20 protein-coding genes are annotated in these 25721 nt (G+C 74.5%); 11 read left to right on the top strand and 9 right to left on the bottom strand.

The features are described from left to right. Positions 1–143 precede the first annotated feature (143 nt). Entirely contained in the window at positions 144–1418 is a 1275-nt protein-coding gene (locus ACIRRU_RS29245; RefSeq protein WP_403685390.1) for a glycoside hydrolase family 18 protein, read from the bottom strand. Between the two features lie 485 nt (positions 1419–1903). Here ACIRRU_RS29245 and ACIRRU_RS29240 point away from each other — a divergent pair, with 485 nt between their 5' ends. Then, positions 1904–3076, top strand: a complete 1173-nt coding sequence (locus tag ACIRRU_RS29240) for an acyl-CoA dehydrogenase family protein (RefSeq protein ID WP_403685389.1) — start codon at positions 1904–1906, stop codon at positions 3074–3076. Positions 3077–3122: 46 nt separating this feature from the next. On the opposite strand, the gene ACIRRU_RS29235 is transcribed toward ACIRRU_RS29240, so the two are convergent. Then, positions 3123–3461: a hypothetical protein gene (locus tag ACIRRU_RS29235; RefSeq protein ID WP_403685387.1), complete on the bottom strand. Its 339-nt coding sequence runs from the start codon at positions 3459–3461 to the stop codon at positions 3123–3125. A gap of 150 nt (positions 3462–3611) precedes the next feature. Next, positions 3612–4025 carry a hypothetical protein gene (locus tag ACIRRU_RS29230; RefSeq protein WP_403685385.1) on the bottom strand — a complete coding sequence of 138 codons (414 nt, stop codon included), beginning with the start codon at positions 4023–4025 and terminating at the stop codon, positions 3612–3614. Between the two features lie 201 nt (positions 4026–4226). Between ACIRRU_RS29230 and ACIRRU_RS29225 the strand changes: the two genes are divergently transcribed. From ACIRRU_RS29225 to fxsA, 4 genes are all read left to right on the top strand, one after another. Further along, complete coding sequence (locus ACIRRU_RS29225) at positions 4227–4667, top strand: Lrp/AsnC family transcriptional regulator (protein ID WP_018490165.1); 441 nt, start codon at positions 4227–4229, stop codon at positions 4665–4667. A gap of 46 nt (positions 4668–4713) precedes the next feature. Beyond that, positions 4714–6363, top strand: coding sequence for an amidohydrolase (locus tag ACIRRU_RS29220; RefSeq protein WP_403685383.1), 1650 nt, complete (start codon positions 4714–4716; stop codon positions 6361–6363). A gap of 485 nt (positions 6364–6848) precedes the next feature. Beyond that, positions 6849–7616: a polyprenol monophosphomannose synthase gene (locus tag ACIRRU_RS29215; protein WP_363202516.1), complete on the top strand. Its 768-nt coding sequence runs from the start codon at positions 6849–6851 to the stop codon at positions 7614–7616. Between the two features lie 81 nt (positions 7617–7697). Beyond that, on the top strand, positions 7698–8306 hold the full coding sequence (fxsA, locus tag ACIRRU_RS29210; protein WP_403685382.1) for an FxsA family membrane protein: 609 nt from the start codon (positions 7698–7700) through the stop codon (positions 8304–8306). Between the two features lie 77 nt (positions 8307–8383). Here the strand turns inward: fxsA and ACIRRU_RS29205 are convergent, their stop codons facing one another. The 4 genes from ACIRRU_RS29205 to ACIRRU_RS29190 form a co-directional block, all read right to left on the bottom strand. Next, positions 8384–8758, bottom strand: a complete 375-nt coding sequence (locus tag ACIRRU_RS29205; RefSeq protein ID WP_003959706.1) for an RNA polymerase-binding protein RbpA — start codon at positions 8756–8758, stop codon at positions 8384–8386. A 264-nt stretch (positions 8759–9022) separates the two neighbouring features. Then, positions 9023–10396, bottom strand: coding sequence for an MFS transporter (locus ACIRRU_RS29200; protein WP_403685381.1), 1374 nt, complete (start codon positions 10394–10396; stop codon positions 9023–9025). A gap of 46 nt (positions 10397–10442) precedes the next feature. After that, positions 10443–11207 carry a glycerophosphodiester phosphodiesterase gene (locus ACIRRU_RS29195; protein ID WP_403685380.1) on the bottom strand — a complete coding sequence of 255 codons (765 nt, stop codon included), beginning with the start codon at positions 11205–11207 and terminating at the stop codon, positions 10443–10445. Beyond that, the gene (locus tag ACIRRU_RS29190) at positions 11204–11911 is read right to left on the bottom strand and encodes a YitT family protein (protein ID WP_403685379.1); all 708 of its coding nucleotides are present in this window, start codon (positions 11909–11911) and stop codon (positions 11204–11206) included. The genes ACIRRU_RS29195 and ACIRRU_RS29190 overlap by 4 nt, the downstream gene beginning before the upstream one ends. 102 nt (positions 11912–12013) lie before the next feature. On the opposite strand from ACIRRU_RS29190, the gene ACIRRU_RS29185 reads away from it, so the two are divergent. Continuing rightward, entirely contained in the window at positions 12014–13513 is a 1500-nt protein-coding gene (locus ACIRRU_RS29185) for a PLP-dependent aminotransferase family protein (protein WP_403685394.1), read from the top strand. 66 nt (positions 13514–13579) lie between these two features. On the opposite strand, the gene ACIRRU_RS29180 is transcribed toward ACIRRU_RS29185, so the two are convergent. Beyond that, the gene (locus ACIRRU_RS29180) at positions 13580–15211 is read right to left on the bottom strand and encodes a hypothetical protein (protein ID WP_403685378.1); all 1632 of its coding nucleotides are present in this window, start codon (positions 15209–15211) and stop codon (positions 13580–13582) included. 37 nt (positions 15212–15248) lie between these two features. Next, positions 15249–15443 carry a hypothetical protein gene (locus ACIRRU_RS29175; RefSeq protein WP_006123109.1) on the bottom strand — a complete coding sequence of 65 codons (195 nt, stop codon included), beginning with the start codon at positions 15441–15443 and terminating at the stop codon, positions 15249–15251. A gap of 331 nt (positions 15444–15774) precedes the next feature. Between ACIRRU_RS29175 and ACIRRU_RS29170 the strand changes: the two genes are divergently transcribed. From ACIRRU_RS29170 to ACIRRU_RS29150, 5 genes are all read left to right on the top strand, one after another. Next, complete coding sequence (locus ACIRRU_RS29170; RefSeq protein WP_363202522.1) at positions 15775–16167, top strand: ankyrin repeat domain-containing protein; 393 nt, start codon at positions 15775–15777, stop codon at positions 16165–16167. Positions 16168–16456: 289 nt separating this feature from the next. Then, on the top strand, positions 16457–17875 hold the full coding sequence (locus tag ACIRRU_RS29165) for a HEAT repeat domain-containing protein (protein ID WP_403685376.1): 1419 nt from the start codon (positions 16457–16459) through the stop codon (positions 17873–17875). 213 nt (positions 17876–18088) lie between these two features. After that, positions 18089–19618, top strand: coding sequence for a hypothetical protein (locus ACIRRU_RS29160; RefSeq protein WP_403685374.1), 1530 nt, complete (start codon positions 18089–18091; stop codon positions 19616–19618). A 178-nt stretch (positions 19619–19796) separates the two neighbouring features. Then, positions 19797–20801 (top strand): hypothetical protein, encoded by a 1005-nt coding sequence (locus tag ACIRRU_RS29155; protein WP_403685373.1) that lies wholly within the window; start codon positions 19797–19799, stop codon positions 20799–20801. Between the two features lie 93 nt (positions 20802–20894). Next, positions 20895–25673, top strand: coding sequence for a hypothetical protein (locus ACIRRU_RS29150; protein ID WP_403685372.1), 4779 nt, complete (start codon positions 20895–20897; stop codon positions 25671–25673). The last annotated feature ends 48 nt before the right edge of the window (positions 25674–25721 follow it).

Here is a 25721-nt window from a genome sequence, read left to right as displayed (position 1 = left end):
GGGCGCGCGGCGGGGCGCGCCGGGGGGGGGGGGGGGGGTGTGGGTGGGGGGCGGGGGGGGGCGCCCCCGCCGGGGGGGGGTGGCGGCCCCCCCCCGGGGGGGGGGGGGGGCCCGCCGCCCCCCCCCACAGCCCGCGCGGACGGTCAGTCGATCGCCTTGATCAGCTCGCCGTCCGCCGTGTCACCGCTCAGCTCCCAGAAGAACGTTCCCGCCAGGCCCTGCTCGTTCTTGTAGTCCATCTTGGCGCCGATGGTCTCCGGGGTGTCGTAGCTCCACCAGTCGTTCCCGCAGTGGGCGTACGTCGTGCCCGCGACCTTGCCCGTGACCGGGCAGCTGTCCTTGAGCACCTTGTAGTCCTCGACGCCCGCCTCGTACGTGCCCGGCGCGGCGCCCGTCGCGCTGCCGCCCGGCTCGGACTGGGTGACGCCGGTCCAGCCCCGGCCGTAGAAGCCGATCCCCAGCAGCAGCTTCTCCGCGGGGATGCCGAGCGAGGCCAGCTTGGAGATCGTGGCGTCGGAGTTGGACCCCTCCGACGGGATGCCCGGGTAGGAGGTCAGGGGGGAGTGCGGGGCCGTCGGGCCCTGCGGCGTGAACGCGCCGAAGAAGTCGTAGGTCATCGGCAGATACCAATCGAGGTGCTTCGCCGCCCCCGCGTAGTCCACCGCGTCGATCCTGCCCCCGTCCGAGGCGTCCGCGGTGATCGCCGAGGTGATCAGGTTGTCGCTCCCGAAGACCTCGCGCAGTTCGCCCAGCAGGTTCCCGTACGCGTCGCGGCCGCTGGTGTCGCAGGTCAGGCCGCAGGCGTTGGGGTACTCCCAGTCGATGTCGATGCCGTCGAAGACATCGGCCCAGCGCGGGTCCTCGACCAGGTCGTAGCAGGACCGGGCGAACGCGGCCGGGTCCTTCGCCGCCTCACCGAAGCCGCCCGACCAGCTCCACCCGCCGAAGGACCAGAGGATCTTGAGGTCGGGGTGGAGCTTCTTCAGCTTGCGCAACTGGTTGAAGTTGCCCCGCAGTTCCTGGTCCTCGGCGTCGGCCTTCCCGTCGACGGACTCCTCCGCGGTGTAGGCCCGCTCGTGGTCGGCGTAGGCGTCGCCGATCTCGCACTTGCCGCCGGTCACGTTGCCGAAGGCGTAGTTGATGTGGGTCAGCTTGTCCGCGGACCCCGACGCCTCGATGTCCTTGACGTGGTAATCGCGGTCGTACGTGCCCCAGTTGGTGAAGTATCCGATCACCTTGCCACCCGCGGCGGCCGTGGGGGCGGCCTCCTGTGCGGTGGCGGCGGCGGGCTGGGCGGCGGCGCTCGCGCCGGCCGGGGACGCGCCCGTGACGCCGAGCAGGGTGGCGCCGAGCGCCGCCGTACAGGCGGCCGCGGCGAGCGCCCGGAGCCGGGCGCGGGAACGATTCGGTCCGGTCATCGTGGCTCCTCGTGGGGGAGGGCTGAGGTCGTCTCGTCCGACTGCCGCCCGCCGTGCGACGCCCGGTGCGTGCTCGTACGTGGGGGTGCGGGCCGAACTCCGGTCGGCAGGGCCCGGTTTGGCGCGGCGGCGGTCAGCCGTTCCGTGGCACCGTAGAAGGACTAGACCAGGTGGGTCAATGGTTCGGGCCTGCCCGGTGATCACGGTCCGGGGCGTTCCGGAGATCACCGGCCGGGCCGGGACAGCGCTCGTCGGAGGGCCGCGGCACCGCTCTGACCGGCTTGTTGCCCCGTGACGGCAGGCACCCGATCGGGCATACTCGACCCGCCACAGCCGTACAGCCCCGCGCCCCCCGTGACCCGGGAGGGCAGGATCGGCCGGGCAGTTCGCTTTTTCCCGGGTCCGTCCGGGAGACCACCCGGCGGCGCCTCTCCCACCCCGAGCGCGCGACCGCCGCAACGCCCGACAGGGAGGAGAGCGCCGTCATGTCCGACCGTGCCCCGCAGCCGGTGGAACGCCGTCTGCCCACCGAGGAGTCCCGGCAGCTCGTCGCGCTCGTCCGCGACATCGTGTCCAAGGAGATCGCTCCCCGGGCGGCCGAGGAGGAGGAAGCGGGCGTCTTTCCCCGCGAGGTCTTCACCCTCCTGTCCGAGTCCGGACTCCTCGGACTCCCGTACGGCTCCGCCCACGGCGGCGGTGACCAGCCCTACGAGGTCTACCTCCAGGTCCTGGAGGAACTGGCCGCCGCCCGGCTCACGGTGGGACTCGGCGTCAGCGTCCACTCCCTCGCCTGCCACGCGCTCGCCGGATACGGCACCGACGGGCAGCGCGCGGCGCACCTGACGGGGATGCTCTCCGGCGGACTGCTCGGCGCGTACTGCCTCTCCGAGCCCGCCTCCGGCTCCGACGCGGCGTCCCTGCGCACCAAGGCCGTACGCGACGGCGACGACTGGGTGCTCACCGGAACCAAGGCCTGGATCACCCACGGCGGCATCGCCGACTTCTACACCGTTCTCGCCCGCACCGGCGCCGAAGGCCCGCGTGGCATCACGGCCTTCCTCGTCCCCGGCGACGCCGAGGGGCTGAGCGCGGCGCTCCCCGAGAAGAAGATGGGGATGAAGGGCTCGCCCACCGCCCAGCTCCACTTCGACGGCGTACGCGTCGGGGACGACCGCCGCCTCGGGGAGGAGGGCCAGGGCTTCGCCATCGCCCTGTCCGCCCTCGACTCCGGGCGCCTGGGTATCGCCGCCTGCGCCGTCGGGGTGGCCCAGGCGGCCCTGGACGAGGCCGTCCGCTACGCCACCGACCGGCACCAGTTCGGCCGCCCCGTCGCGGACTTCCAGGGACTGCGGTTCATGCTCGCGGACATGGCCACCCAGATCGAGGCGGGCCGCTCGCTCTACCTGGAGGCGGCCCGTCTGCGGGACGCGGGGGAGTCCTTCTCCCGGCAGGCGGCCATGGCGAAGCTGTTCTGCACGGACGCGGCCATGCGCGTCACCACCGACGCCGTCCAGGTCCTCGGCGGCTACGGCTACACGCTCGACTTCCCGGTCGAGCGGCTGATGCGCGAGGCGAAGGTGCTCCAGATCGTGGAGGGCACCAATCAGATCCAGCGCATGGTCATCGCACGCCACCTCGCGGGTCCTGAGACCCGCTGACCCACGGCGGCCGGCCGGACGGTACGGGCAGCGCGGCGGCCTGGTTTCACTCCGGGTCGTGACGGCCCGGCAGGGTCCGGCCGGCACTCTCCCAGTGCCGCAGCAGCGCGCTGTAGATCGGCGGGTCGACGGGCGAACCCAGGGGCGAGTCCCCGGCCGGGCGGGGCAGCGGCTGGGCGGGCGCCCCGGAGAAGGCGCGGTCGCCGGACGCCGACGGGGCGACCGGCTGCGGCACCGGCTGGGGCGCGGGCTGCGGGGCGGCCCGCCGGCCCGCGGGCGCGCCCTGCCGCGGGGCGTGTGCACTCGGCTGCGGAACCGATTCTTCGGCGGCGGGGGCGGCGAGGCGGCGGCGACCCGTACCGGCTGGTGAATGCAGCGTGGTCATACGAGGCCAACGCGGCGGGCCGGGCCGGAGACACTGCCCCGCCGATTCGAGAGCCCGTTCGCCGGGGACCAGGAAGGGCGGTGGCGAACGGGCGCGCCGCCACGGTCACCACGACGGGCGGCCGCCGTGGTGCCGTCCTTACGGAGTGGGTCAGGCGGCCTCGCGCCGCAGCCGCGGCACGCGCAGCGGGCGGGAGCCGGGGCCTCCGGCGTGCGAGAAGGGCTGCATCCGCCAGTCCAGGCCCTGGGGGAGCGTCAGCAGCAGCCCCGTCTCCTGTTCCTGGAGCTCCGGGAACTCGTCCGCGGGCAGGGCGTCCGTCACGCGGCGGCCGGTCCCGGCGCAGACGGTGAGGACGAACGGGTTCCACGGCGTGAGGCAGCGGGCGTGCTGGGGGAGGACGTCCTCCTCGTCCGGCAGTCCGATCGACTGGGCGCAGTCCGGGCAGACCACCCGGACCATCTCGAACATGTCGTACACGTCCGCGGTGGAGTCCTCGTCCGGGTCGACGGGCTCCGGATCGACAGGCTCCGGTTCGGTACGTCCGGTGAGCTTCAGGCTCTGCATGGAATGTCCCCCTCGGGTGGGTCACAAGGCGCCACGGCCTCGACCACAGCAAGCACTTCCCGCGAGGCGTGGCCGATAACCGCGGGGCCACCCGCTACCGGTCCGTAAACCTGTGGCATTGGTCACACCGCGCCCGCAGGCGCCGGTCCGGGGCGGCGCGCGGCTGTGCCGACGGGCGTCCGGGGCCATAGGTTGATCCGCATGGAGGAGCTGGACCGTCAGATCGTTGAGTTGCTCGTCAAGGACGGGCGGATGAGCTACACCGACCTGGGCAAGGCCACGGGCCTGTCCACCTCGGCCGTTCATCAGCGCGTCCGCCGGCTGGAGCAGCGCGGGGTGATCCGCGGCTACGCCGCCGTCGTCGACCCCGAGGCCGTCGGGCTGCCCCTCACCGCGTTCATCTCGGTGAAGCCGTTCGACCCGAGCGCCCCCGACGACATCGCCGAACGGCTCGCCGGAGTGCCGGAGCTGGAGGCCTGTCACAGCGTCGCCGGGGACGAGAACTACATCCTCAAGGTGCGGGTGGCGACCCCGCTGGAGCTGGAACACCTGCTCACCCGGATCCGCTCGCTCGCGGGCGTCTCCACCCGGACCACGGTCGTCCTCTCCACCCCGTACGAGGCCCGCCCCCCACGCGTCTGAGGGGGCCGGGGTCCGGGCGGCCGCCGCCAGGCGCGAGACTGGTCCCATGAGCCAGAGCACCGCCCCCCGAAGCGCCCCCGGACACCGCACCGTGCTGCTGCGCGGCGGTGACGTCCACAGCCCGGCCGACCCGTTCGCCACCGCGATGGTCGTGGAAGCCGGACATGTCGCCTGGGTGGGGTCCGAAGGGGCCGCCGACGCCTTCGCGAGCGGCGTCGACGAGGTGGTCGACCTGGAAGGCGCCCTGGTCACCCCGGCGTTCACCGACGCCCATGTGCACACCACCGCGACCGGCCTGGCGCTGACCGGGCTCGACCTGTCCGCCGCCGGTACGCTCACCGAGGCCCTCGGCCTGATCCGCGCCTACGCGCGCGGGCGCGCCGCCGGGGACGTCCTGCTCGGCCACGGCTGGGACGCAGCCCGCTGGCCGGAACGGCGCCACCCCTCACGCGCCGAGCTGGACGAGGCGACCGGCGGGCGGGCGCTGTACCTGCCCCGGATCGACGTGCACTCCGCCGTCGTCACCACCGCCCTCCTCGACCGGGTCCCGGGCATCACCGCGATGACCGGCTACCACCCGGACGCGCCGCTCACCGGCGACGCCCACCACGCCGTCCGGGCCGCCGCGCACGCCGCGGTGACCCCGGCCCAGCGGGCCGCCGCCCAGCGCGCCGCCCTCGATCACGCCGCCTCGCTGGGGATCGGCACCGTGCACGAGTGCGGCGGTCCGGAGATCTCCGACGAGGAGGACTTCACCTCCCTGCTGGCGCTCGCCGCCGAGCGGCCGGGCCCCCGGGTCCTCGGTCTCTGGGCCGAGGGGATCAGCGACGAGAAGGGCGCCCGGCGGATCCGGGAGCTGGGGGCGGCCGGTGCGGCGGGCGACCTCTTCGTGGACGGCTCCCTCGGCTCGCACACCGCCTGCCTGCACGAGCCCTACGCGGACCACCCGCACAGCACCGGCACCGCGCACCTGGACGCCGCGGAAATCGCCGCCCATGTCACCGCCTGCACCGAGGCGGGCCTCCAGGCGGGCTTCCACGCCATCGGCGACGCCGCCCTGTCCGCCGTCGTGGCCGGGGTGCGGGCCGCCGCCGAGACGGTCGGCCTCGCCCGGGTGCGGGCCGCCCGCCACCGGGTCGAGCACGCCGAGATGCTCACCCCCGCCACCGTCGCCGCCTTCGCCGAGCTGGGCCTCACCGCCTCCGTGCAGCCCGCCTTCGACGCCGCCTGGGGCGGTCCGGAGGGCATGTACGCCGAACGCCTCGGCGCGGAACGGGCCGCCACCCTCAACCCGTACGCCGCGCTCCTGCGCGCCGGAGTGCCGCTCGCCTTCGGCTCCGACAGCCCGGTCACCCCGCTCGACCCCTGGGGGGCCGTCCGGGCCGCCGCCCACCACCGCACCCCGGAGCACCGCGTCTCGGTCCGCGCCGGTTTCACCGCCCACACCCGGGGCGGCTGGCGGGCCGCGGGCCGGGACGACGCGGGGCTCCTGGTCCCCGGCGCCCCGGCCGACTACGCGCTCTGGCGGGGCGCCGACCTGCTGGTCCAGGCCCCCGACGACCGGGTCGCCCGCTGGTCCACCGACCCCCGGTCCGGCACACCCGGCCTGCCGGACCTCACGCCCGGGGCGGAGCTGCCCGTCTGCCTGCGCACGGTGGTCCTCGGACAGACGGTCTACGTACGACCGAACGAGTGACGTCGGGACATTTCGTACCGCCGATCGATGGCCCCCGGGCCGCCCCGGCGCCCGGGGGTCCTCCGCACTGACCAGGCAGTTTGATCAAAAGGCGCAGGTCGCACAGGTGTTGACAGAAAGCGCCCGGGGGCCGGTAGGTTCGGCCGGGTCCACCACAGGACGTCCGACCGGTTGGACCTCCACGCAGTCGTCGAACGCCGCTGGGTCATGAGGGGGTGTGCCGCACCGGCGCACCACCGCCGACAGCCAGGTTCAGCGCCCGCGCCTCGGGGCGAGGGAAGGTTTCAGCCGGACGGAGGGTGGGACCCGGGTGGGGCCCGGACGCTCAGTAGACAACGGCTTTCGGTCGACCCGCAGCCAGCGGGTCCCAGGTCGGCCCGAAGGGCGCCGGGCCCCGATCCGCAGTTCAGTGCCGTGGGTGCGGGTCCCAGGGCCCCGTGCGCTGGATATGGTGTCCCTCTGTGCACGGACTCTAAGGGGCAGTAGTGAACGACGGCGGTCAGAGGCAGTTCGGCCCGCTCGGCAAGGTTCTGGTGATCATCCCGACCTACAACGAGGTCGAGAACATCGGACCGATCGTCGGCCGGGTGCGCTCCGCCGTCCCGGACGCCGACATCCTGGTGGCCGACGACAACAGCCCCGACGGCACCGGCAAGGCGGCCGACGAGATCGCCGCCGCCGACGACCAGGTCCACGTCCTGCACCGCAAGGGCAAGGAGGGGCTCGGCGCCGCGTACCTCGCGGGCTTCGCCTGGGGCTCCGAGCACGGCTACGGCGTGCTCGTCGAGATGGACGCCGACGGCTCCCACCAGCCCGAGGAACTGCCCCGGCTGCTCACCGCGCTCAAGGGCGCCGACCTGGTCCTCGGCTCGCGCTGGGTGCCCGGCGGCCGGGTGGTCAACTGGCCCAGGAGCCGTGAGGTCATCTCCCGGGGCGGCAGCCTCTACTCCCGCTTGGCGCTCGGCCTCTCGGTGCGCGACGTCACCGGCGGCTACCGAGCCTTCCGCACCGGCACCCTCCAGGGCCTCGGCCTCGACGCCGTCGCCTCCCAGGGCTACTGCTTCCAGGTGGACCTGGCCCGCCGCGCCGTCGAGGCGGGCTACCACGTGGTCGAGGTGCCCATCACCTTCGTGGACCGCGAGGTCGGCGACTCCAAGATGAGCCGGGACATCCTCGTCGAGGCGCTGTGGCGGGTCACCGGCTGGGGCATCACCTCCCGCGCGAACAAGATCCTGGGCCGCGGGAACCCCTGACCGGAGCGGCGGGCGCGGAAAGCCCCGGTCCATGATCACCCCCTTATCCCGTTCGCACGCCGTTACGGGCACACTGGGGGCATGACGACCGGCACTCCGCCCCCGACCCGTCCCCGGCGCTCGCGCGTCCGCAGATTCCTGCCCCTGGCTCTGGCCGCCTGGCTGGTGCTGGAGATCTGGCTGCTCACCGTGGTCGCGTCGGCCGCGGGCGGTCTCACCGTCTTCCTGGTTCTGGTGGCCGGGGCGGTGCTCGGCGCCGCGGTCATCAAGGGCGCCGGCCGACGCGCGTTCAAGAACCTGACCGAGACCCTCCAGCGGATGCCGGGGCAGCCCGGCGCGACCGACGCCCCGCCGCTCGCCCCCGGGGGCGAGAAGGGCACCCGGGGCAACGGCCTGCTGATGCTGGGCGGGCTGCTGCTGCTCATCCCCGGCCTGGTCTCGGACGCGGCCGGACTCCTCCTGCTGGTGCCGCCGGTCCGCGCCCTGATCAGCCGCCGCGCGGAGCGGTCGCTGGAGCGCCGGATGCGGGAGGCGTCGCCGGGCGGCTTCTCCGATGCCTTCCAGCAGGCCCGTATCCACCGGCCGGACGGCAAGGTCGTCCCGGGCGAGGTGATCCGCGAGGACGGCACCCAGGCCCCCTCGGACTCCTCCCGCCGGGACGAGGACCCCCGTCCGCCGCTCACTCCCTGAGCCTCCCGCCGCACAGGAGATCCGGCTCTTGGTGCTGGTGCTGTTGTGTGGCTGTAGCGCTGTGCGGTGTTACGCGGTCAGGCGGACTTCCTGCTGTCCCGCGGGTGCACGGCGATGTTCATGGCTCCGGAACGCAGGACGGCCAGCCGCTCGGCCAGCACCTCCTCCAGCTCCTCGCGGGTGCGCCGCTCCATGAGCATGTCCCAGTGCGTGCGCGCGGGCTTGCCCTTCTTCTCCTCGGGGCCGTCACCGTCCACCAGGAGTGCCTGGGCGCCGCACGCCTTGCACTCCCACTCCGGCGGAATCTCCGCCTCCACCGAGAACGGCATCTCGAATCGATGTCCGTTCTGGCATGCGTACTCCACCGCCTGGCGCGGGGCCAGATCGATGCCGCGGTCCGTCTCGTAGCTGGTAACCACAAGTCGCGTGCCGCGGAGAGCTCGCTCACTCATGAATCGTGCCTCCCGGGCTTGTCGCCCACAGGACAAATTGTCGCTGTCGTCGTCATCCGGTCAACGTCCGGTCGGCGGCAAAGATTCCCGTTGCCGGTCATGCGTCGCCCGTCGTGCCGCTGCTTTGTCTGGGTTGGATACCCGCCCATGCCCGGTTTGTCACCTCTGGCGGATGTTGTCACTCAACGATGAGCTGCTTCCACTCGCAGTAACGGTCCTCCGGGCAGGCCAAAGACGTACACTACCGGCCTTTGACTTCAACGTCTAAATCCGGTCCGGCACGGGGTTGCCCGCGGCCTGAACCGCACGCCGTACGGGGACCCGCGCGAGGAGCACCGCGCCGAGTGCGAAGAACACGATCAGCGAGATGATCGCCTCCCGGTAGCTGCCCGTCAGCTGGTACGCCAGACCGAACACCAGGGGCCCCAGCCAGCTCAGACCCCGGTCGCTCATCTCGTACGCGGAGAAGTACTCCGCCTCCTTGCCGCGCGGCACCAGATGCGAGAACAGCGACCGCGAGAGCGCCTGGCTGCCGCCCAGCACCAGTCCGATGGCCGCCGCGAGAACGAAGAAGAAGACGGGCGCGTCGGCGGGCAGCAGATAGGCGCAGACCAGGATCGCGGTCCAGACCACCAGCGACCCCAGAATCGTGCGCTTGGCGCCGTACGTCCGCGCGAGCCGCCCCATCCCGAGGGCCCCGGCCACCGCCAGGACCTGCACCAGCAGGACGGCGACGATCAGCGTCGTCTGGTCCAGGCCCAGCTCCTCGGAGCCGTACAGCGAGGCCTGCGAGATCACCGTCTGGATGCCGTCGTTGTAGACGAGATACGCGAGCAGGAACGAGAGCGTCAACGGGTGGCGCCGCATGTCCCTGAGGGTTGCCATCAGCTGCTTCCAGCCGGAGCCGACCGCCCCCTCGCCGCCGGGCGGGACCCGCCGGTCGCGCAGCCGCCGCAGCGGGACGAGCGTGAACGCGCCCCACCACACACCGGCCGACGCCAGACAGATCCGCACCGCGTCGGACTCCGTGAGACCGAAGGAGTCGTGGCCGGTGTACAGGATCAGGTTCAGTACGAGGACCAGGGCGCCCGAGGTGTAGCCGAAGGCCCAGCCGCGCGAGGAGACCGCGTCGCGCTCCTCGGGGGTGGAGATCTGCGGCAGATAGGCGTTGTACAGCACCATCGACACGGAGATCGACGCGTTGGCGAGGATCAGCAGGAACGCGCCCAGCAGATAGCGGTGGCCGTCCAGGAAGAACATCCCGGCCGTCGCCGCCGCCCCGGTGTAAGCGGCCGCCGCCAGCAGCGGCTTCTTGCGCCCGGTACGGTCCGCCGCCGCGCCCACCAGCGGCATCAGGATCACGGCCACCACGATGGAGGCCGAGACGGAGTACGCGAACAGTGAGCCCGCGCGCACGGGTATGCCCAGCGGATGCACGAACCCGTCGGGACCGGCCGCAGCCTTGGCGACCGACGTCAGATACGGACCGAGGAAGACGGTCAGCACGCTCGTGGAGTAGACGGAGCAGGCGAAGTCGTAGAAATACCAGCCGCGCTGTTCGCGCCGCCGCGCCGCCGCGGACCCCCCGCCCGGAGGCTGTCCGGCCGGATCGGCTTTCCCCGTGGTCCCGCTGCTCAACCCCGCGCCCCCTGTGTCGTCCCCGCGGCCGCGGCCTGAGCGGGCATCAGGACCAGGCCCCCCGCCCGCTCAGCACCGTCCGCAGCGTCTCGATGTGATCGGTCATGATGCCATCCACGCCGAGGTCCAGGAGCGCCGCCATCCGTTCCGGCTCGTTCACCGTCCACACGTGCACCTGGAGCCCCAGCGCGTGCGCCGTCCGCACGAACCGGGCGTCCACCACCGGGACGGGGCCCTGCCGCTGGGGCACCTGCGCGCAGACCGCGCCCGCGCGCAGCGGCGCCGGGACCCCCCACGAGCGCAGCCGCAGGGCGAGGACGCCGCCCACCCCGTAGGAGGTGGCCAGCCGCGGCCCGGCCAGTCGGTGCGCGCGGGCCACCCGGGCCTCGGAGAACGAGCCGACGCAGATCCGGTCCCAGGCGTCGGTCCGGCGGATCAGGGTGAGCAGCGGCTCCAGGGCGGACTCCGCCTTGAGATCCACGTTCCACCGGGCCCCGGGGAACTCCTCCAGCAACTCCTCGAAGAGCGGGAGCGGTTCGGCGCCCGCGACCCTGGCCCGGCGCACCTCGCTCCAGGGCAGCTCGGAGATCCGGCCCCGGGCGTCGGTGACCCGGTCCAGGGTCGCGTCGTGGAAGGCGACCAGCCTGCCGTCCGCCGTGGTGTGCACATCGGTCTCGAAGTAGCGGTAGCCCGCCGCGGCCGCCCGGCGGAAGGCGGTCACGGTGTTCTCCACGCCGTCCGCCGCCCCGCCGCGGTGGGCGAAGGGGATCGGCGTCGAGTGGTCCAGGTAGGGGTGGCGGCTCGCTGTCACCGCGGCAGTATGTCCTGTCCGGACGCCGGGGCGGCAACGGGGCCGGGGCTCCCGGGTGGCGCGGGGGTGGACGGTTCGCCCGAAGCGGTGCTCACGGCCTCGCGGACCGCGAAGACCCGCAGGAAGAACTGGGCCAGCGGACCGATCGCCAGGGCGTACAGCACGGTGCCCGCCCCCAGCGAGCCGCCCAGCGCGAAGCCTGTCACCACGACCGCCACCTCGATCACTGTCCGGACCAGCCGGATGGAGCGGCCGGTGACCTGGTTCAGTCCGGTCATCAGCCCGTCGCGCGGCCCCGGGCCGAACCGGGCGCTGATGTACAGGCCGGTCGCCGCCCCGTTCAGCACCACCCCCAGCACCATCGCGGGAACGCGGAGGCCGAGGCCGTCGAAATCGCCGAGCACGGCCAGCGTCCCGTCCATCGCGAGGCCGACCACGAACACGTTCGAGACCGTGCCCAGCCCCGGACGCTGGCGCAGCGGGATCCACAGCAGCAGGACGACCGCGCCGACGCCGATGGAGACCACGCCGATGGAGATCCCGGTCAGCTCCGCGAGCCCCTGGTGGAGCACCCCCCACGGCTCCAGACCGAGCCCGGCCCGTACCAGGAGCGCCGAACTCGCCCCGTACAGCGCCAGCCCGGCGTACAGCTGGACCAGCCGCCGGGTGAGACGGATGGTGCTCCGGCCGGTGGTCCTGACCACGTCGTGCCTCCTGACGTCGTGCTGGTGGACTGCTCCATGGCACTCTGTGGCAGGGGGCAGGCCGCCGAGTATGGCCAATTTGAGGAAGGTGGACTGATGTCGATGGCGCAGTGGACTTCGACCGTGGGGGCGGCCCAGCTCGCCCGGCAGCTCGGCTCCCAGCAGCCCCGGCCCACCGGGCCCGGTGGCCGCAAGTCCCCCGCCTACCGCGCGCTCGCCGACGGCGTACGGCTCCTGGTGCTGGAGGGCCGGGTCCCGGTCGCCGCCCGGCTGCCCGCCGAACGCGAACTGGCCCTCGCCCTCTCGGTCAGCCGCACCACGGTCGCCGCCGCCTACGAGGCGCTGCGCACCGAAGGGTTCCTGGAGTCGCGGCGCGGCGCCGGCAGCTGGACTGCCGTCCCGGCGGGCAACCCGCTGCCCGCCCGGGGCCTGGAGCCGCTGCCTCCGGAGTCGCTCGGCTCGATGATCGACCTGGGCTGCGCGGCCCTGCCCGCCCCCGAACCCTGGCTGACCCGCGCGGTCCAGGGGGCGCTGGAGGAGCTGCCTCCGTATGCCCACACGCACGGCGACTACCCGGCCGGGCTGCCCGCGCTGCGGCGGATGATCGCCGACCGCTACACCGCGCTCGGCATCCCCACCATGCCGGAGCAGATCATGGTCACCACCGGCGCGATGGGCGCCATCGACGCGATCTGCCATCTCTTCGCGGGCCGTGGTGAACGGATCGCGGTCGAGTCGCCCAGTTACGCCAACATCCTCCAGCTGATGCGGGAGGCGGGCGCCCGGCTCGTCCCCGTCGCGATGGGGGACGGCCTGACGGGCTGGGACATGAACCGCTGGCGGCAGGTGCTGCGCGACGCGGCGCCCCGGCTCGCCTACGTGGTGGCCGACTTCCACAACCCGACCGGGGCGCTCGCCGACGAGCAGCAGCGCCGCGAACTGGTCGACGCCGCCCGGTCCGCCGGAACGGTCCTGGTGGTGGACGAGACGATGAACGAACTCCGCCTGGACCCCGGCCTCGCCATGCCGCGCCGGGTGTGCGCCTTCGACCCGGCGGGCAGCACGGTCCTCACCGTCGGCTCGGCCAGCAAGGCGTTCTGGGCGGGGATGCGGATCGGCTGGGTCCGGGCCGCCCCCGACGTCATCCGCAGCCTGGTCGCCGCCCGTGCCTACGCCGACATGGGCACCCCGGTCCTGGAACAGCTCGCGATCAACTGGCTGATGAGCACCGGCGGCTGGGAGGAGGCCGTCGAGGTCCGGCGCCTTCAGGCCCGCGAGAACCGCGACGCCCTGGTCGCGGCGGTGCGCCGGGAGCTGCCGGACTGGGAGTTCACGGTGCCGCGCGGCGGACTGACGCTCTGGGTGCGCACCGGCGGCCTGTCCGGCTCCCGGCTGGCCGTGGCGGGCGAACGCGTCGGCGTCCGGGTGCCCTCGGGCCCCCGCTTCGGGGTGGACGGTGCCTTCGAGGGGTACGTACGCCTGCCGTTCACGGTGGCCGGTCCGGTGGCCGACGAGGCGGCCGTGCGGCTGGCGGCGGCCGTGGAGCTGGTGCGCTCCGGGGCGGGCGCGGGGGCCGACGCCCCGCGCAGCTTCGTGGCCTGAGCGCGGGCACGGCAGAGGGCGGGGAGCGGGCCATCGGGCCCGCTCCCCGCCCTCGGTGCGTCGGGGTCAGCTCTCGGCGCCCGCCGGCTGGGCCTTCGCCAGCGGCTCGGAGGGCCTCGCCTCGGCGACGACCGCCTCGACCGCCACGGGGACCGGCTCGGTGGCAGGTCCCTCCGGCGCTGTCTCCTCGGCGGCGGGCCGGGCGGGCAGCAGGTCGAGGACCGCCTGCCGGTCCGCGTCGCTGGTGTCGTCGTCGTACGGGTCGGGGGTGGCCGGGACCTGGACGCGCAGGACCGGGCCGGTGCCCAGGCGGGCGTAGCCGCGGCCCGGGGGGAACGCGGGCGGCGGCGTGGTGCTGGGTCCGGCGCCCAGCACGGCGGCGATCTGCTCGGCGGTGGCCGGGCCGAGGACCGCACGGGCGCGGGTGTGCGTGCGTACCGTCTCGGTCAGGCCGTCCAGCGCGTCGAACTGCTCGGCCAGGACGACGGTGACCTGGGCCGCCCGCCCGTGCCGCAGCGGGATCCGGAGCAGTTCCTGCGGATCGGGTCTGTCGTCGGACGCCGCGAGGTGGCCGAGGGCGCTCGGGCGGTCCAGCAGGATCCACAGCGGCCGTCGTACGTCGTCGGGGACCGGGTGGCCGCTCTGGCGGGCCCGGTTGGCGGTGATCAGGCGCCGCTCGGTCTCGTGCGCCGCCCACTCCAGCGTGGCCAGGGCCCCGCCGAGCCCGGACTCCAGGGCGAGGACGCCGGTGCGCCCGGCGAGCGCCCCGTATTCGCCGGTCCCGCTGCCGTCGACGAGGAGGACGTCGCCGTGCTGGAGGGCCTGGAGGGCGATCGAGCGCAGGAGCGTGGTGGTGCCGCCGCCGGGCTGCCCGACGGCCAGCAGATGCGGTTCGGTGGAGCGGCCCCCGGTCCGCCAGACGACCGGGGAGGCGTCGACCGTCCCGTCGCCGTCGCGCACCGGGACCGTACGGTCGACCGCGTCCGGGTCGGTGAAGCCGAGGACCGTCTCGCCCGGGGCGGTGACGAAGCGCTGGGCGACGACCGTGGCGGGCAGCGTGTCCAGCACGGTCATGACCAGGCGGCCCGCCTCCTCGTCCCAGTGGAAGCGGTACTCGCGGTCCCGCCCGGACTTGGCGTGCAGCAACTGCTCGATCCGGGAGCGGGCGGCGGCCTCGCCGTCGGGGAAGTAGGCGGGGTAGGAGATCTCCAGGCGGGTGATCCGCCCGGCCTCGTCGAAGGCGTGGCCCGTGAAGGCCGCCTCCCAGTCGCCGCCGTGGGCGAACAGCGGACTGGGGTCCTCCGGTACCGAGAAGTACGGTACGAGCCCCTCGTACAGGGCGCGCAGGCGGGAGGTCTCCGCCTCGTCGGGACCGGTCTTCACCGGGGTCCGCTCCCGCCCCTTCCAGGCGGCGGCGCCCATCACCGTGACCAGGGCCAGGATCGGCCCGTACGGGACGAGCGCCACCACGAGCACGCAGGCCGCGGCGAGGAACAGCTTGGGACCACGCCGTTCCTTGGGTGTCGCGGCCCACTTCTGCCGGCCGGAGACGGCCAGCAGCCGCAGACCGCGGACCACCGTGATCAGCGGATGGAGCACGTCGGTGGCGTTGTCGGCGGCCGTGCGCGCGATCTCTCTGCTGCGAGTGATCGAAGCGCTGCCGCTGCTCAGAACGCGGGGGAGTGGTCGCCGGGCCACGTCGGTCTCCTGAAGGGGTGGAAGCGGTCGCGGAGGGTCAGAACTTGATCCCGCCCAGCAGGCCGGCGAGGCTCGCCCCGCCCGCGGTGATGCTCGGGGCGATGGCGGTGCCGGCCAGGTAGAAGCCGAACAGGGCGCAGACGATGGCGTGGGAGGCCTTGAGCCCGTCCTTCTTGAAGAACAGGAAGACGATGATCGCGAGCAGGACCACGCCCGAGATGGAAAGGATCATGAGCGGTTCTCTCCTGGATGAGGGGGACAGTCACCATGAGTCCTTCCAGGATCACGGGAAGTATCTATACGACAAAAGGTGCAATCGAGTGAATATCCCGCGCTTTCACTTGACTGGCCCACGAAAGTCGGTTCCCAGGGAGCGGCATCGGTGCGTCCGTGCCGGGCAGGGATCAGCCCCGGTGATCCCTTGCCGTATCCGGGCCCGGTCATGTCGGCCCGGGAGCAGTACCCTGTCGATTCACTCGTACGGCCTCGTGCGGCACCCCTCCCCACCCGGCCGACGCGGCGGTCACCGCCGCGGCAGCAGTCAAGGAAGGCGGCCCCGACCGATGAGCGCAACCCCCGACCCCGAGGTGGTCGAGCTGGCGACCAAGGTCTTCGACCTGGCCCGCACCGGCGCGACCGAGACGCTCGCCGCCTACGTCGACGCGGGCGTCCCCGCCAACCTCACCAACGACCGGGGGGACACGCTGCTGATGCTCGCCGCCTACCACGGGCACGCCGAGGCGGTCACCGCCCTCCTCGCCCGCGGCGCCGACCCGGACCGGGCCAACGACCGCGGCCAGACCCCGCTGGCCGGAGCCGTCTTCAAGGGCGAGGACGCCGTTCTCGACGCCCTGCTCACCGCGGGCGCCGATCCGGCCGCCGGTACCCCGTCCGCGCTGGAGACGGCCCGGATGTTCGGCAAGTCCGAGCTGCTGGAGCGCTTCGGTGCCCGGTGAGGCACCGGCGGCCCCGCCCGCGGGCGCGTCCGCCGCACGGCCAGCTGACCGGTCCGTCGGAAATGTGGTCGCGGTGGCGAAATGGCTGGGTCATCATGACGTCGCGGGCCCGCTCAGGGCCACCGACGAGAGGCAGAGGAAGATGCTCTACACCAGGCGAAGGACGACGGGCGGCCGATCATGTACCGGCGCGGCGTAGCGGTGTCCCCCGGACACCCGCTCGTGCCGAGAGGCACGGGGCACCGCACGGTCCCGGTCGCGTCGACAGCTTGATGTGAGGCTCTCTTCCATGTTCGATCCGTTCATAGCGCCGAGCGGCACCCTGCTCGGCCTGTTGCAGCGGGGCCGCGGCGACGGCACGCTCCACGCGCTCGCCGCACCCCGCCCCGAGGCCCTCGCGGCCCTCAACCACTGCGTCGTGAGCGACCCCCGCCACGACTGGCAGGTGGAGAACCGCTCCCTCTACTACGCCCGCCTGTATTTGGACCTCGACGGTGGTGTCGAGGAGATCGAGCGCCACCTCGCCGATCCCGACGACCACACCGACACCGACGACTCCCGCACCGGGCTCGCGCTCTCCGTCCTCGGCCACCTCGCCTCCTACGGACGCGAGGACGCCCTGGCCCTGCTCCGCCGCTACGCCGCGACCGGCGCCAACTGGGCCTGGGCCCTGGACGAACTCGCCCTGCGCGACGACGACGCGGGCCTGCGCTCCCTCGCGCTGCCCGTCCTCCGCCGGTTCCCGGCCACCGAGGACGGCGCCGCCCACCTCGCCGCCGCCGTCCGCGACTCCTTCGAACCGCGCCCCTGGCGGCTGTGGGCCGACGACCCCCGCGACGAGGTGGGCGCCCGGGTCCGGACCGCCACCGAACAGGGCTCCTTCGACCGGTGGCAGCGGCAGCTGCGCCCCGGGGGACCCCGGCCCGGCTGGAGCGTCCAGGCCGTCTTCGACTGGGCCCAGCAGGCGCTGGAACGCGGCAGCGAACTGCACCTCCCCGCCGCCCGCTGCCTCACCGCCGTCGCCGGACCCGACGACCTGCCGCTGATCGTCGAGGCCGCCCGCGACGGCGCCGAAGGCGCCCGCTGCGCCGCCCTGCACTACCTCGCGGAGACCGGCGACCCCGCCGCCCTGGACCTCATCGAGGCCGCCGCGAGCAGCCCCGCCCGGACCGTCGCCGACACGGCCGTCGCCGCCTTCGAGCGGATGACCTGCGACGCCGCCGTCGAGCGCGCCCGGCGCTGGGCCCGCCGGCCCGACGCCCTCGGCGCCTCGGCCGCCGGAGTCCTCGCTTGCCGCGGCACCGCCCAGGACGCTCCCCAGGTGCTCGGCGCCCTGCGGGAGACCGTACGCGGCGACGGCCCCGACGCCCCCCGCCTCTGGACCCTCGTCGACGGCGCCGGACGCCTCGGCATCGCCTGCGCCGCCCCCGTACTGCGCCACGTCTACCGCGAGACGTCCTCCTCGCACCTGCGGGGCCGGTCCGCCCGCGCCCTGGCCGCCACCGACCCGTCCTTCCCCACCGGGTTCGCGGTGGAGTGCCTCTGGGACTGCGAGGAGACCACCCGCGAGGTGGCCGCGCTGCACGCCGAGACCGGGGACATCCGCGTCGCCGAACGCCTGCGCCGACTCGCCGCCGACCCGGCCGAGGAGGCCGAGGTCCAGACGGCGGTACGCAGCCGCATCGGGCCGGACGCCTCGGCGGCCTGACGGGGAATCAGGGCCGTGCTCCAGGAGGAGGGGCCACGGCCCTGGCCCCTCCTCCCGGGTTCCCCGCAGTGGACTCCTAGGGAGGACGGCCGGGGCGGGCGCGGCGTCGACGGGGGCGGGAGGTCGGGCCGTCCGCTCCTGGGAGGCCGGAGGGAACCGGTCGCATAAACGCCGTTTCGACCGTTGTCAGTGCGAGGACCTAATCTGTCCCACGTGACTTCGCCTGCCGACACGGACACCGCTGCGCCGCAGCTCAGCGCGGGGCCCCGCCCCGCCCCGGGCCCGGCCGCCGACGAGGGGCTCTCGCGGCGGCTGCGCGCGCTCGCGTGCACGGCGCCGCTGCACGACCTCGACGTGCGCAAGGCGAACCTGGCCGGTGAGTACACGGTCTACGCCATGGCGGAGATCGCCCTCGCCGCGATCGACCACGTCACGCTCAACATGGACTTCGACACCGGGGCCGACCACGACCAGATAGTGGCCAGACTGCTGCCCCGCGTGGGCGCCCAGGCACCCGGCCGCCCCGTCGCCGAGCACGAACGGGTCGCCCGCTGGGTCCTGGAGAACCTGATCAACGTCGGCAGCGTCGACCGCGGCTTCCGCGCGGTCTACGGCACCTTCGGCCCCGACGGCGTCTACGTCCGCCGGGACTACGACTTCAAGCTCATCGAGGAGGTCCCGGGCCACGGCGGCACGGTCTACCTCCGCGCCACCGACGAAGCGGTCAACGTCCTCGTCGGCGCGCTCGACACCGACGTCACCAGCGCCCAGATCGCCGCCGAGGTCAAGCTGGAGGTCCTCATCAGCCGGGGCCGCCTCGCGGACGCCCAGCTCGCCGCCGAACAGGCCCGCTACCGCACCGTGCAGTACGCCGAGACGCTGCGCCGGACCCTGGAGGCCACCCGGCGCAACGTGCGCGCCGTCGACTGGCTGCACACCGTCCCGGACATGATCGCCGAAGCCCTGGAGCACGTGGCCGACCGCTACCGCCACGAGAACGCGATCCTCACCAACATCCGCAAGGCGCGCGACGAGGCCGAGGACCCCGAGCACAAGCGCCGCGCCGCCGAGCTGGTCGACATCGTCAAGGACTGCATCCGCCGCCACACCCAGCTCCAGTCGCGGCTGCTGGAAGCGGGCCCCCTCTTCCGCGCGGAGCAGGACCGCCAGGCGTTCGCGCCCCCCGCCGCCCACGCGGGCCTCGATCTGTACGGGCAGCTCCTCGCCCCGCTCCTCCCGCTGCCCGTCGAGCGGTCCACCCGGGCCACCGACGCCTTCTTCGCCCACGGCACCGGACTGCGCACCCCCGTCTCCGTACGCGTCGGGGACCTGGTGGACCTGCTCCTCACCCCGCCGCTGGAACGGGAGCACCTGGGCGTGGAGATGCCCGAGCCCGACCTGATCGCCACCCCGGACGACAGCCGCTTCAGCGAGGAGCAGCTGACCCGCGCCATGACCCTGCTCGATCTGGAGCACGACGCCCCGCGCCGCCTCTCCGGCCTGCTCGCCGAGGCCCGCCGCGGCGGCGACGCCGATCTGCCCTACCTGGTCGCCCTGCTCGCCGTGCACGCCGCCAGCCCCCCGGTCGGCACCGCCTACCGCCAGGGCGAGCGGCGGCTGCTGTTCGCGGTCGACGACGGCACCGAGCTGGACGACCCGGAGTTCGGCGGCGCCGACCTCATCGTCGGCACCGCCCTGCTGGACGCGGCCGGCATGGCGGCCGACCGCCAGGAGGCGTCATGACCGGCCCCGGGCCCGCTCCGCACCGCGACGGCCCTGTCCGTACCGCGCGTTGCCGCACCGCGCCGTCCCCTACCGCCCCTTCCGGCATCACGCCGGCGCGCGTCACGCCGTCCCGTATTGCGCCCTTCCCCATCCAGCCACATCGCACCGCGCCGTCCCGTACCGAGGAGTCCCAGCCGTGAGCGACCACGACGCCGAGCGCCCCGACGCGTGGAACCGCCCCTCCGCGTACGCCGGTCCGGCCACGGCCCCCGCCGGGACGGCGGCCGCGCAGGCCGCTTCCCCCGTTCCGTACGCGGGCGCCGCCCTCTACGCCGCCGACTCCCCGCCCCCGCCCGGCGGCGAGCCCACCGGCCCGGCGCCCGTCACCCCGGCCGACGCCGCCGACGCCGCCCGGCTGGTCTCCTTCGGGCTCCAGCCCAAGCTGCTGCCCGCCCGGGACGCCGAATACGCCGACCTGCTCCGCCGCTACCGCGAGGAGAACTCCTTCGCCCGGCTCGCCGACGCCGTGGCCACCGGACTCGGCCTCATCGTGTTGGAGGTCTCCCCGCGCGCCGGGATGGCCGTGACCGCCGCCGAGGACTCGGTCTTCGCCGTTCGCATGGGCGACTACGCCCGCCGCGCCTCCTCCGACGCCGCCGACCGCTTCCTGCACGGCCTGGCCCACCTCGCCGTCGCCGCCCTCGCCTTCCCCCGCCCCGAGGACCTCGCGGACGACGCCTACATCGGCCGCATCACGGTCAACGGCGTCGACGCCTTCGTACGCCAGGCCTGCCGCCGACTGGAGGAGCGCGCCGAGGAACAGGGCGACAACACCGACCCGGCCACCGACACCCCCGGCCTCGAAGCGGGCTGGCGGATCTACACCCGCCGCAGCTCCACCGGCGCCACTAAGGACGCCCGCCGCCTCGCCGGGTCCACCACCGGCATCATCGGCAAGGCCGTCGCCTTCCTCACCGACTCCGGCTTCCTCCAGCGCACCGGCGACGACGCGGGCGGCGCCTACCGCACCACCGCCCGCTACCAGCTCCAGGTCCGCGACATGGCGGGCAGCGCCGCCATGGCCGAACTGCTGGAGCTGGGCGTCGTCCCCGTCACCGACGGCTCCGCCACGCTGGTGCCGCCCTCCGACCCCGACGACCTGGAGCTGGCCGCCGACGCGGGCCTGCCCTTCCACTCCTGACCGGCCCACGCCCGCCCGCCCTCGCCGCCACCACCGAACCCGCCGCACCGCAACGCTCCGCCCCCGCTCACCGAACGACGAGAGTCCGCCGCCATGTACGAGTTGTCCCGCGTCCGCCTCTACTCCATCGGGCCGGCCGGTGCGCGCTACGCCGACACCGTCCTCGACCTGCGCGGCGTCGGCGCCCCGGTCCCCAGCCCGGCCCCCGCCCAGGCCGAGTTCTTCGAGGACGAGCCGGTCGGCCCGCCCCGCCGCCCCGCCCCGGCAGGCGTCCTCTTCCTGGAGAACGGCGGCGGCAAGTCCGTCCTGCTCAAGCTGATCTTCTCGGTGATGCTCCCCGGCCACCGCAACACCCTCGGCGGGGCCAGCTCCGGCGTGCTGCGCAAGTTCCTGCTCGCCGACGACTGCGGGCATGTCGCCCTGGAGTGGCAGCACACCCTCACCGGCGAGTGCGTCGTCGTGGGCAAGGTCAGCGAGTGGCGGGGACGGCAGGTCTCCAACGACCCCCGGAAGTTCGCCGAGGCCTGGTACTCCTTCCGGCCCGGCCCGGGGCTCGGCCTGGACAGCCTGCCCGTCGCGGAGGCCACCGCCGTCGGCCGCCCCGCCGAAGGCGTCTCCGGGGCGCGCGGCAGGCGGCGCACCATGAAGGGGTTCCGCGACGCGCTGGTGGACGCGGGCAAGTTCTACGCCCACCTGGACGTGCACTGGGAGGAGATCCACGACCGCTGGAACGAACACCTCGGCGACCTCGGTCTCGACCCCGAACTCTTCCGCTACCAGCGCGAGATGAACGCCGACGAGGGTGAGGCCGCCGGGCTCTTCGCGGTGAAGAAGGACTCCGACTTCACCGACCTGCTGCTGCGCGCGGTCACCGACACCCGCGACACCGACGGCCTCGCCGACCTGGTGAGCGGTTTCGGCAGCAAACTGGGCCGCCGCGCCGAACTCACCGCCGAACGCGACTTCACCGCCGGTTCCGTGGACCTCCTCGGCCGGATCGTGGAAGCCACCGCCACCCGCGCCCGCACCCGCGACATCCACGCCGCCGCCGAACGCCGCACCCGCACCCTGGCCCGCCGCCTCTCCGCCCGCGCCGCCGAGGAGCGCGGCCGCACCGCCGAGCTGGCCGAGCAGGTCACCGCCACCTCCCACACCGTCACCGACGCCGAGACCACCCGCGGCCGCCGCGCCCTGATCGCCGCCGAACTGGCCTACCGGCACGCCTCGCTGGCCCTGGCAGCCGCCGAGAAGAGCGCCGCCGCCGGACGCCGGGAACTGGCCGAGGCCCGCACCCTGCACGCCGCCTGGCAGGCCGCCGAAGCCGTCCTGCGCCACCGCGCCGCCGCCGACCGCTCCGCCAGGGTCGCCGCCGCCATCCGCGAGGCCGAACGCGACGCCGCCCCCGCCCTCGCCGCCCGGGGCGCCGCCGCCGCCGACCTCGTCCGCGCCCTGCACACCGCGGCCGAGGAGGGCGAGCGCGTCGCCAACGAGGAGGAGGAGCGCTCCGACACCCTCCAGGCCACCGGTGAACGCGCCCACCGCGACGCCACGGCCGCCGCCACCGAGGCCCAGCGCGCTCGCAGCGAGGCCGGACACCTGCGCCAGCGTCTCGCCGAGGTCGAACAGGAGACGGCCGAAGCCGTCCGGGCGGGCTGGCTCGACGACGCCGCCCCCGACGCCGACCCGGCCCGCGCCGCGCTCGCCGCGAACGACGCCGAACAGTCCGCCGTAGCCGCCTGGGACACCGCGCGCGAAGCGGCCCGCACCGCCGCCGACACCGCCCGGGAGGCCACCGCCGCGGAGAGCCGCGCCGACCTGGCCGCCGCCCGCGCCGCCGACGGAGCCAGGGCGGCGGAGCAGGCCTATGACGACGAGCGCCTCGCCGCCGCCTCCATCGCGGCCGACCCCCGCCTCGCGGACCTGCTGGGCCTGCCCTCGGGCACCGGAGTCCCGCACCCCCGCAACGGAGCCGCCGACGAGCCGCCGGGCCCGGACCGGGGCACCGCCCGCACCACCCCGGCCGGGGACGACGGCACGGCGACCGGTTCCCAGGGCGAGCGCACGTCCGCCGCGTCCGGTGCCGCCCCGGACAGCGCCGTGGCCCTGGCCGATCAGCCCGCCACCCAGCAGCCGCTGAGCGTCGAGGAGTTCGACCGCGGCGCCGACGAACTGCGCGAGCTCCTCGACCAGTCCGTCACCGCCGCCGAACGCCGCCTCTTCGACCTGCGCACCGCGGCCGCCGACGACGCCCGCATCCTCGGCGCGCTCGGCGAGGGCGGGTTGCTGCCCCCCGGCCCCGACGTCCTCGCCACCGTGGAGTACCTGGGCGAGAACGGCATCCCCGCCCTCCCCGGCTGGCGCTACCTCGCCCAGGCCGTCGACCCGGCCGACCACGCCGCCGTCCTCGCCGCCCGCCCGGAGCTGGTCGACGGTGTCGTCATCACCGACCCCGACGCCCACACCCGCGCCCGCGACGTCCTCGGCTCCGCGGCCCTGCTGCCCCGCTCGGCCGTCGCCGTCGGCACCGCCGCCGCCCTCCTCGCGCCCGTCCCGGGCCCCGGAGCCGCGCCCGACGCGCAGAGCGACGGCGTCTTCCTCGTCCCGCCGAACCCGGCCATGCACGACGAACACGCCGCCGACGAGGAGCGCCAGGCACTGCGCGGCCGGGCCGCCGCCCGCGACGAGGACATCCGCACCCTCGCCTCCCGCCTCTCCGGGGACCGCGCTCTCGCCTCCCGGATCGGTTCCTGGCGCGCCGACTGCCCGCCCGGGACGCTGGCCGAACTGGCCGAGGCCGCCGCGACCGCCCGTACGGGGGCCGAGAACGCCGAAGGGGCGCTCGCCGAGGCCCGTACCGCCCGCGTTGAGGCCGACGAGGCCGCCGCCGACACCGCCCGGGTCCGCGACGAACGCCAGGAAACCGCCCAGCGGGCCCGCCGCGCCGCCGACGCCCTCGCGGGACTCGCCTTCCGGCTGCGGGAGAGGGCGGGCTGGGGGACCCGGCTGCGCGAACTGGCCGACGAGGCCGCCGAGTCCGAGGCCCGCGCCGCCGTATGCCTCGACCTCGCCCGCGCCGCCGACGAGGACCGCCGTGCCGCCCAGCGCGCCGGGGACGACGCCCGCCGCACCGCCCGCGCCCTGCGGGCCGAGCGCGCCGAGATCGCCGGGGTCCCCGAAGTCCTCCCCGAGGCCGACGAGACCAGGGGCCGTACCGCCCTGCCCACCCTGCGGGAGGCCTACCGCGCCGCCTCCCAGCTGTACGAGAAGGTCGGCGTCGGCGCCGACCTGCGCGCCGAGCAGGCCCGCGCGGAGAGCGACGAGAGCGCCGCCCTCGCCGAGCTGGACCGCCTCACCAACAAGGTCCGCATCCGGGCCGCCCAGCTGCTGGAGGGCACCGACGGCGCGGACGGCCCGTCCCGCCAGGCCGCCGTCGCCCGAGCCGAGTCCCACGTCCAGCTGCTGGAGACCCGCGCCTCCACCGCCAGCGAGCACCTGGGGCGGCTGCGCGGCGAGGCCGAACGGCTCGCCCCCGACGACGACCGCCCCCACCACACCGAGCTGCCCGACCAGCTGGTCCCGGCCGACGCCGACGGCGCCCAGGCTCTCCTGCGCACCGCCACCGCCGAGCTGGCGGATGCCACCGGCGCCCTGGACACCGCCCGCGCCGCCCACGGCGAACTGCTCCGCGCCCACCGCACCGCCGAGGACTCCGCGGGCGGCTTCGACGAGACCGCGGCCCTCCTGCGCGACCTGCTGCGCGACCACGGCTCGGAGGAGGGCGCCGAGGACCCCGGCCCGTACCCGGGGACCCTGGAGGAGGCCCGGCACTCCGCCGCCGAGGCCCGCCGCTCCCTGCGCGGCTGCAACGCCGACCTCTCGGCGGCCGAGAGCGCCGTCCGCGAGGCGAGCGACATCCTCGTCCGGCATGCCAACTCCACCCGCTACGAGCAGGTCCGCACCCCCGCCCGTCAGCAGATCCGGGAGCTGCCCGCCTCCGCGCTGCCCGAGCACGCCCAGAAGTGGGCCGACGCCTTCGCCCCCCGGCTGCGCGTCCTCACCGACGAGCTGGCCCAGCTGGAACGCAACCGCGACTCGATCGTCGACCGGCTGCGCGGTCTCGTGGAGTCGGCGCTCACCACCCTGCGCTCCGCCCAGCGGCTCTCCCAGCTCCCCGAAGGACTGGGGGAGTGGTCCGGGCAGGAGTTCCTGCGCATCCGCTTCGAGGAGCCCGACCAGGCCACCCTCACCGAACGCCTCGGTGAGGTCGTCGACGAGGCGACCAGCGCCGCCCTCAAGAAGAACTCCGATCTGCGTCGCGACGGCATGTCCCTGCTGCTGCGGGGCGTCGAGGCAGCTCTGCGGCCCAAGGGCATCGCCGTGGAGATCCTGAAACCGGACGCCGTGCTGCGCGCCGAGCGGGTCCCGGTCGGACAGATGGGCGACGTCTTCTCCGGCGGCCAGCTGCTCACCGCCGCCATCGCCCTCTACTGCACGATGGCGGCGCTGCGCAGCAACGACCGGGGCCGCGACCGCCACCGGCACGCGGGCACCCTGTTCCTGGACAACCCCATCGGCCGCGCCAACGCCACCTATCTGCTGGAGCTCCAGCGTGCGGTTTCCGACGCCCTCGGCGTCCAGCTGCTCTACACGACCGGACTGTTCGACACGACCGCGCTCGCCGAATTCCCGCTGGTCATCCGGTTGCGCAACGACGCCGATCTGCGGGCCGGGCTGAAGTACATCAGCGTGGAGGAGCACCTGCGGCCCGGTCTGCCGCAGCAGGACCCGGACGGCGAGACGGTCCACGGCGAGATCACGGCCACCCGGATGTTCAAGCGCGGCGACCAGCAGAGCGGCGCCGACACCCCGTAACCGCGGTTCGGGGAGCGGCCCCCGGAGCCCGAGGGACCGCCCCGCACC

This window comes from Streptomyces sp. NPDC101181 (genome assembly GCF_044767975.1).
Taxonomy (GTDB): domain Bacteria; phylum Actinomycetota; class Actinomycetes; order Streptomycetales; family Streptomycetaceae; genus Streptomyces.
The sequence above is the reverse complement of the archived record's forward strand: the minus strand, read 5'-3'. Positions and strand labels throughout refer to the sequence as shown.

What these genes read in the sequence shown, in the direction of transcription:
- ACIRRU_RS29225 (WP_018490165.1), top strand. Translation starts at nt 4,227, where the DNA reads ATGGAGGAGCTGGACCGTCAGATCGTTGAGTTGCTCGTCAAGGACGGG.
- ACIRRU_RS29220 (WP_403685383.1), top strand. Translation starts at nt 4,714, where the DNA reads ATGAGCCAGAGCACCGCCCCCCGAAGCGCCCCCGGACACCGCACCGTG.
- ACIRRU_RS29245 (WP_403685390.1), bottom strand. Translation starts at nt 1,418, where the DNA reads ATGACCGGACCGAATCGTTCCCGCGCCCGGCTCCGGGCGCTCGCCGCG.
- ACIRRU_RS29205 (WP_003959706.1), bottom strand. Translation starts at nt 8,758, where the DNA reads ATGAGTGAGCGAGCTCTCCGCGGCACGCGACTTGTGGTTACCAGCTAC.
- ACIRRU_RS29240 (WP_403685389.1), top strand. Translation starts at nt 1,904, where the DNA reads ATGTCCGACCGTGCCCCGCAGCCGGTGGAACGCCGTCTGCCCACCGAG.
- ACIRRU_RS29150 (WP_403685372.1), top strand. Translation starts at nt 20,895, where the DNA reads ATGTACGAGTTGTCCCGCGTCCGCCTCTACTCCATCGGGCCGGCCGGT.
- ACIRRU_RS29230 (WP_403685385.1), bottom strand. Translation starts at nt 4,025, where the DNA reads ATGCAGAGCCTGAAGCTCACCGGACGTACCGAACCGGAGCCTGTCGAT.
- ACIRRU_RS29170 (WP_363202522.1), top strand. Translation starts at nt 15,775, where the DNA reads ATGAGCGCAACCCCCGACCCCGAGGTGGTCGAGCTGGCGACCAAGGTC.
- ACIRRU_RS29165 (WP_403685376.1), top strand. Translation starts at nt 16,457, where the DNA reads ATGTTCGATCCGTTCATAGCGCCGAGCGGCACCCTGCTCGGCCTGTTG.
- ACIRRU_RS29185 (WP_403685394.1), top strand. Translation starts at nt 12,014, where the DNA reads ATGGCGCAGTGGACTTCGACCGTGGGGGCGGCCCAGCTCGCCCGGCAG.
- fxsA (WP_403685382.1), top strand. Translation starts at nt 7,698, where the DNA reads ATGACGACCGGCACTCCGCCCCCGACCCGTCCCCGGCGCTCGCGCGTC.
- ACIRRU_RS29175 (WP_006123109.1), bottom strand. Translation starts at nt 15,443, where the DNA reads ATGATCCTTTCCATCTCGGGCGTGGTCCTGCTCGCGATCATCGTCTTC.
- ACIRRU_RS29235 (WP_403685387.1), bottom strand. Translation starts at nt 3,461, where the DNA reads ATGACCACGCTGCATTCACCAGCCGGTACGGGTCGCCGCCGCCTCGCC.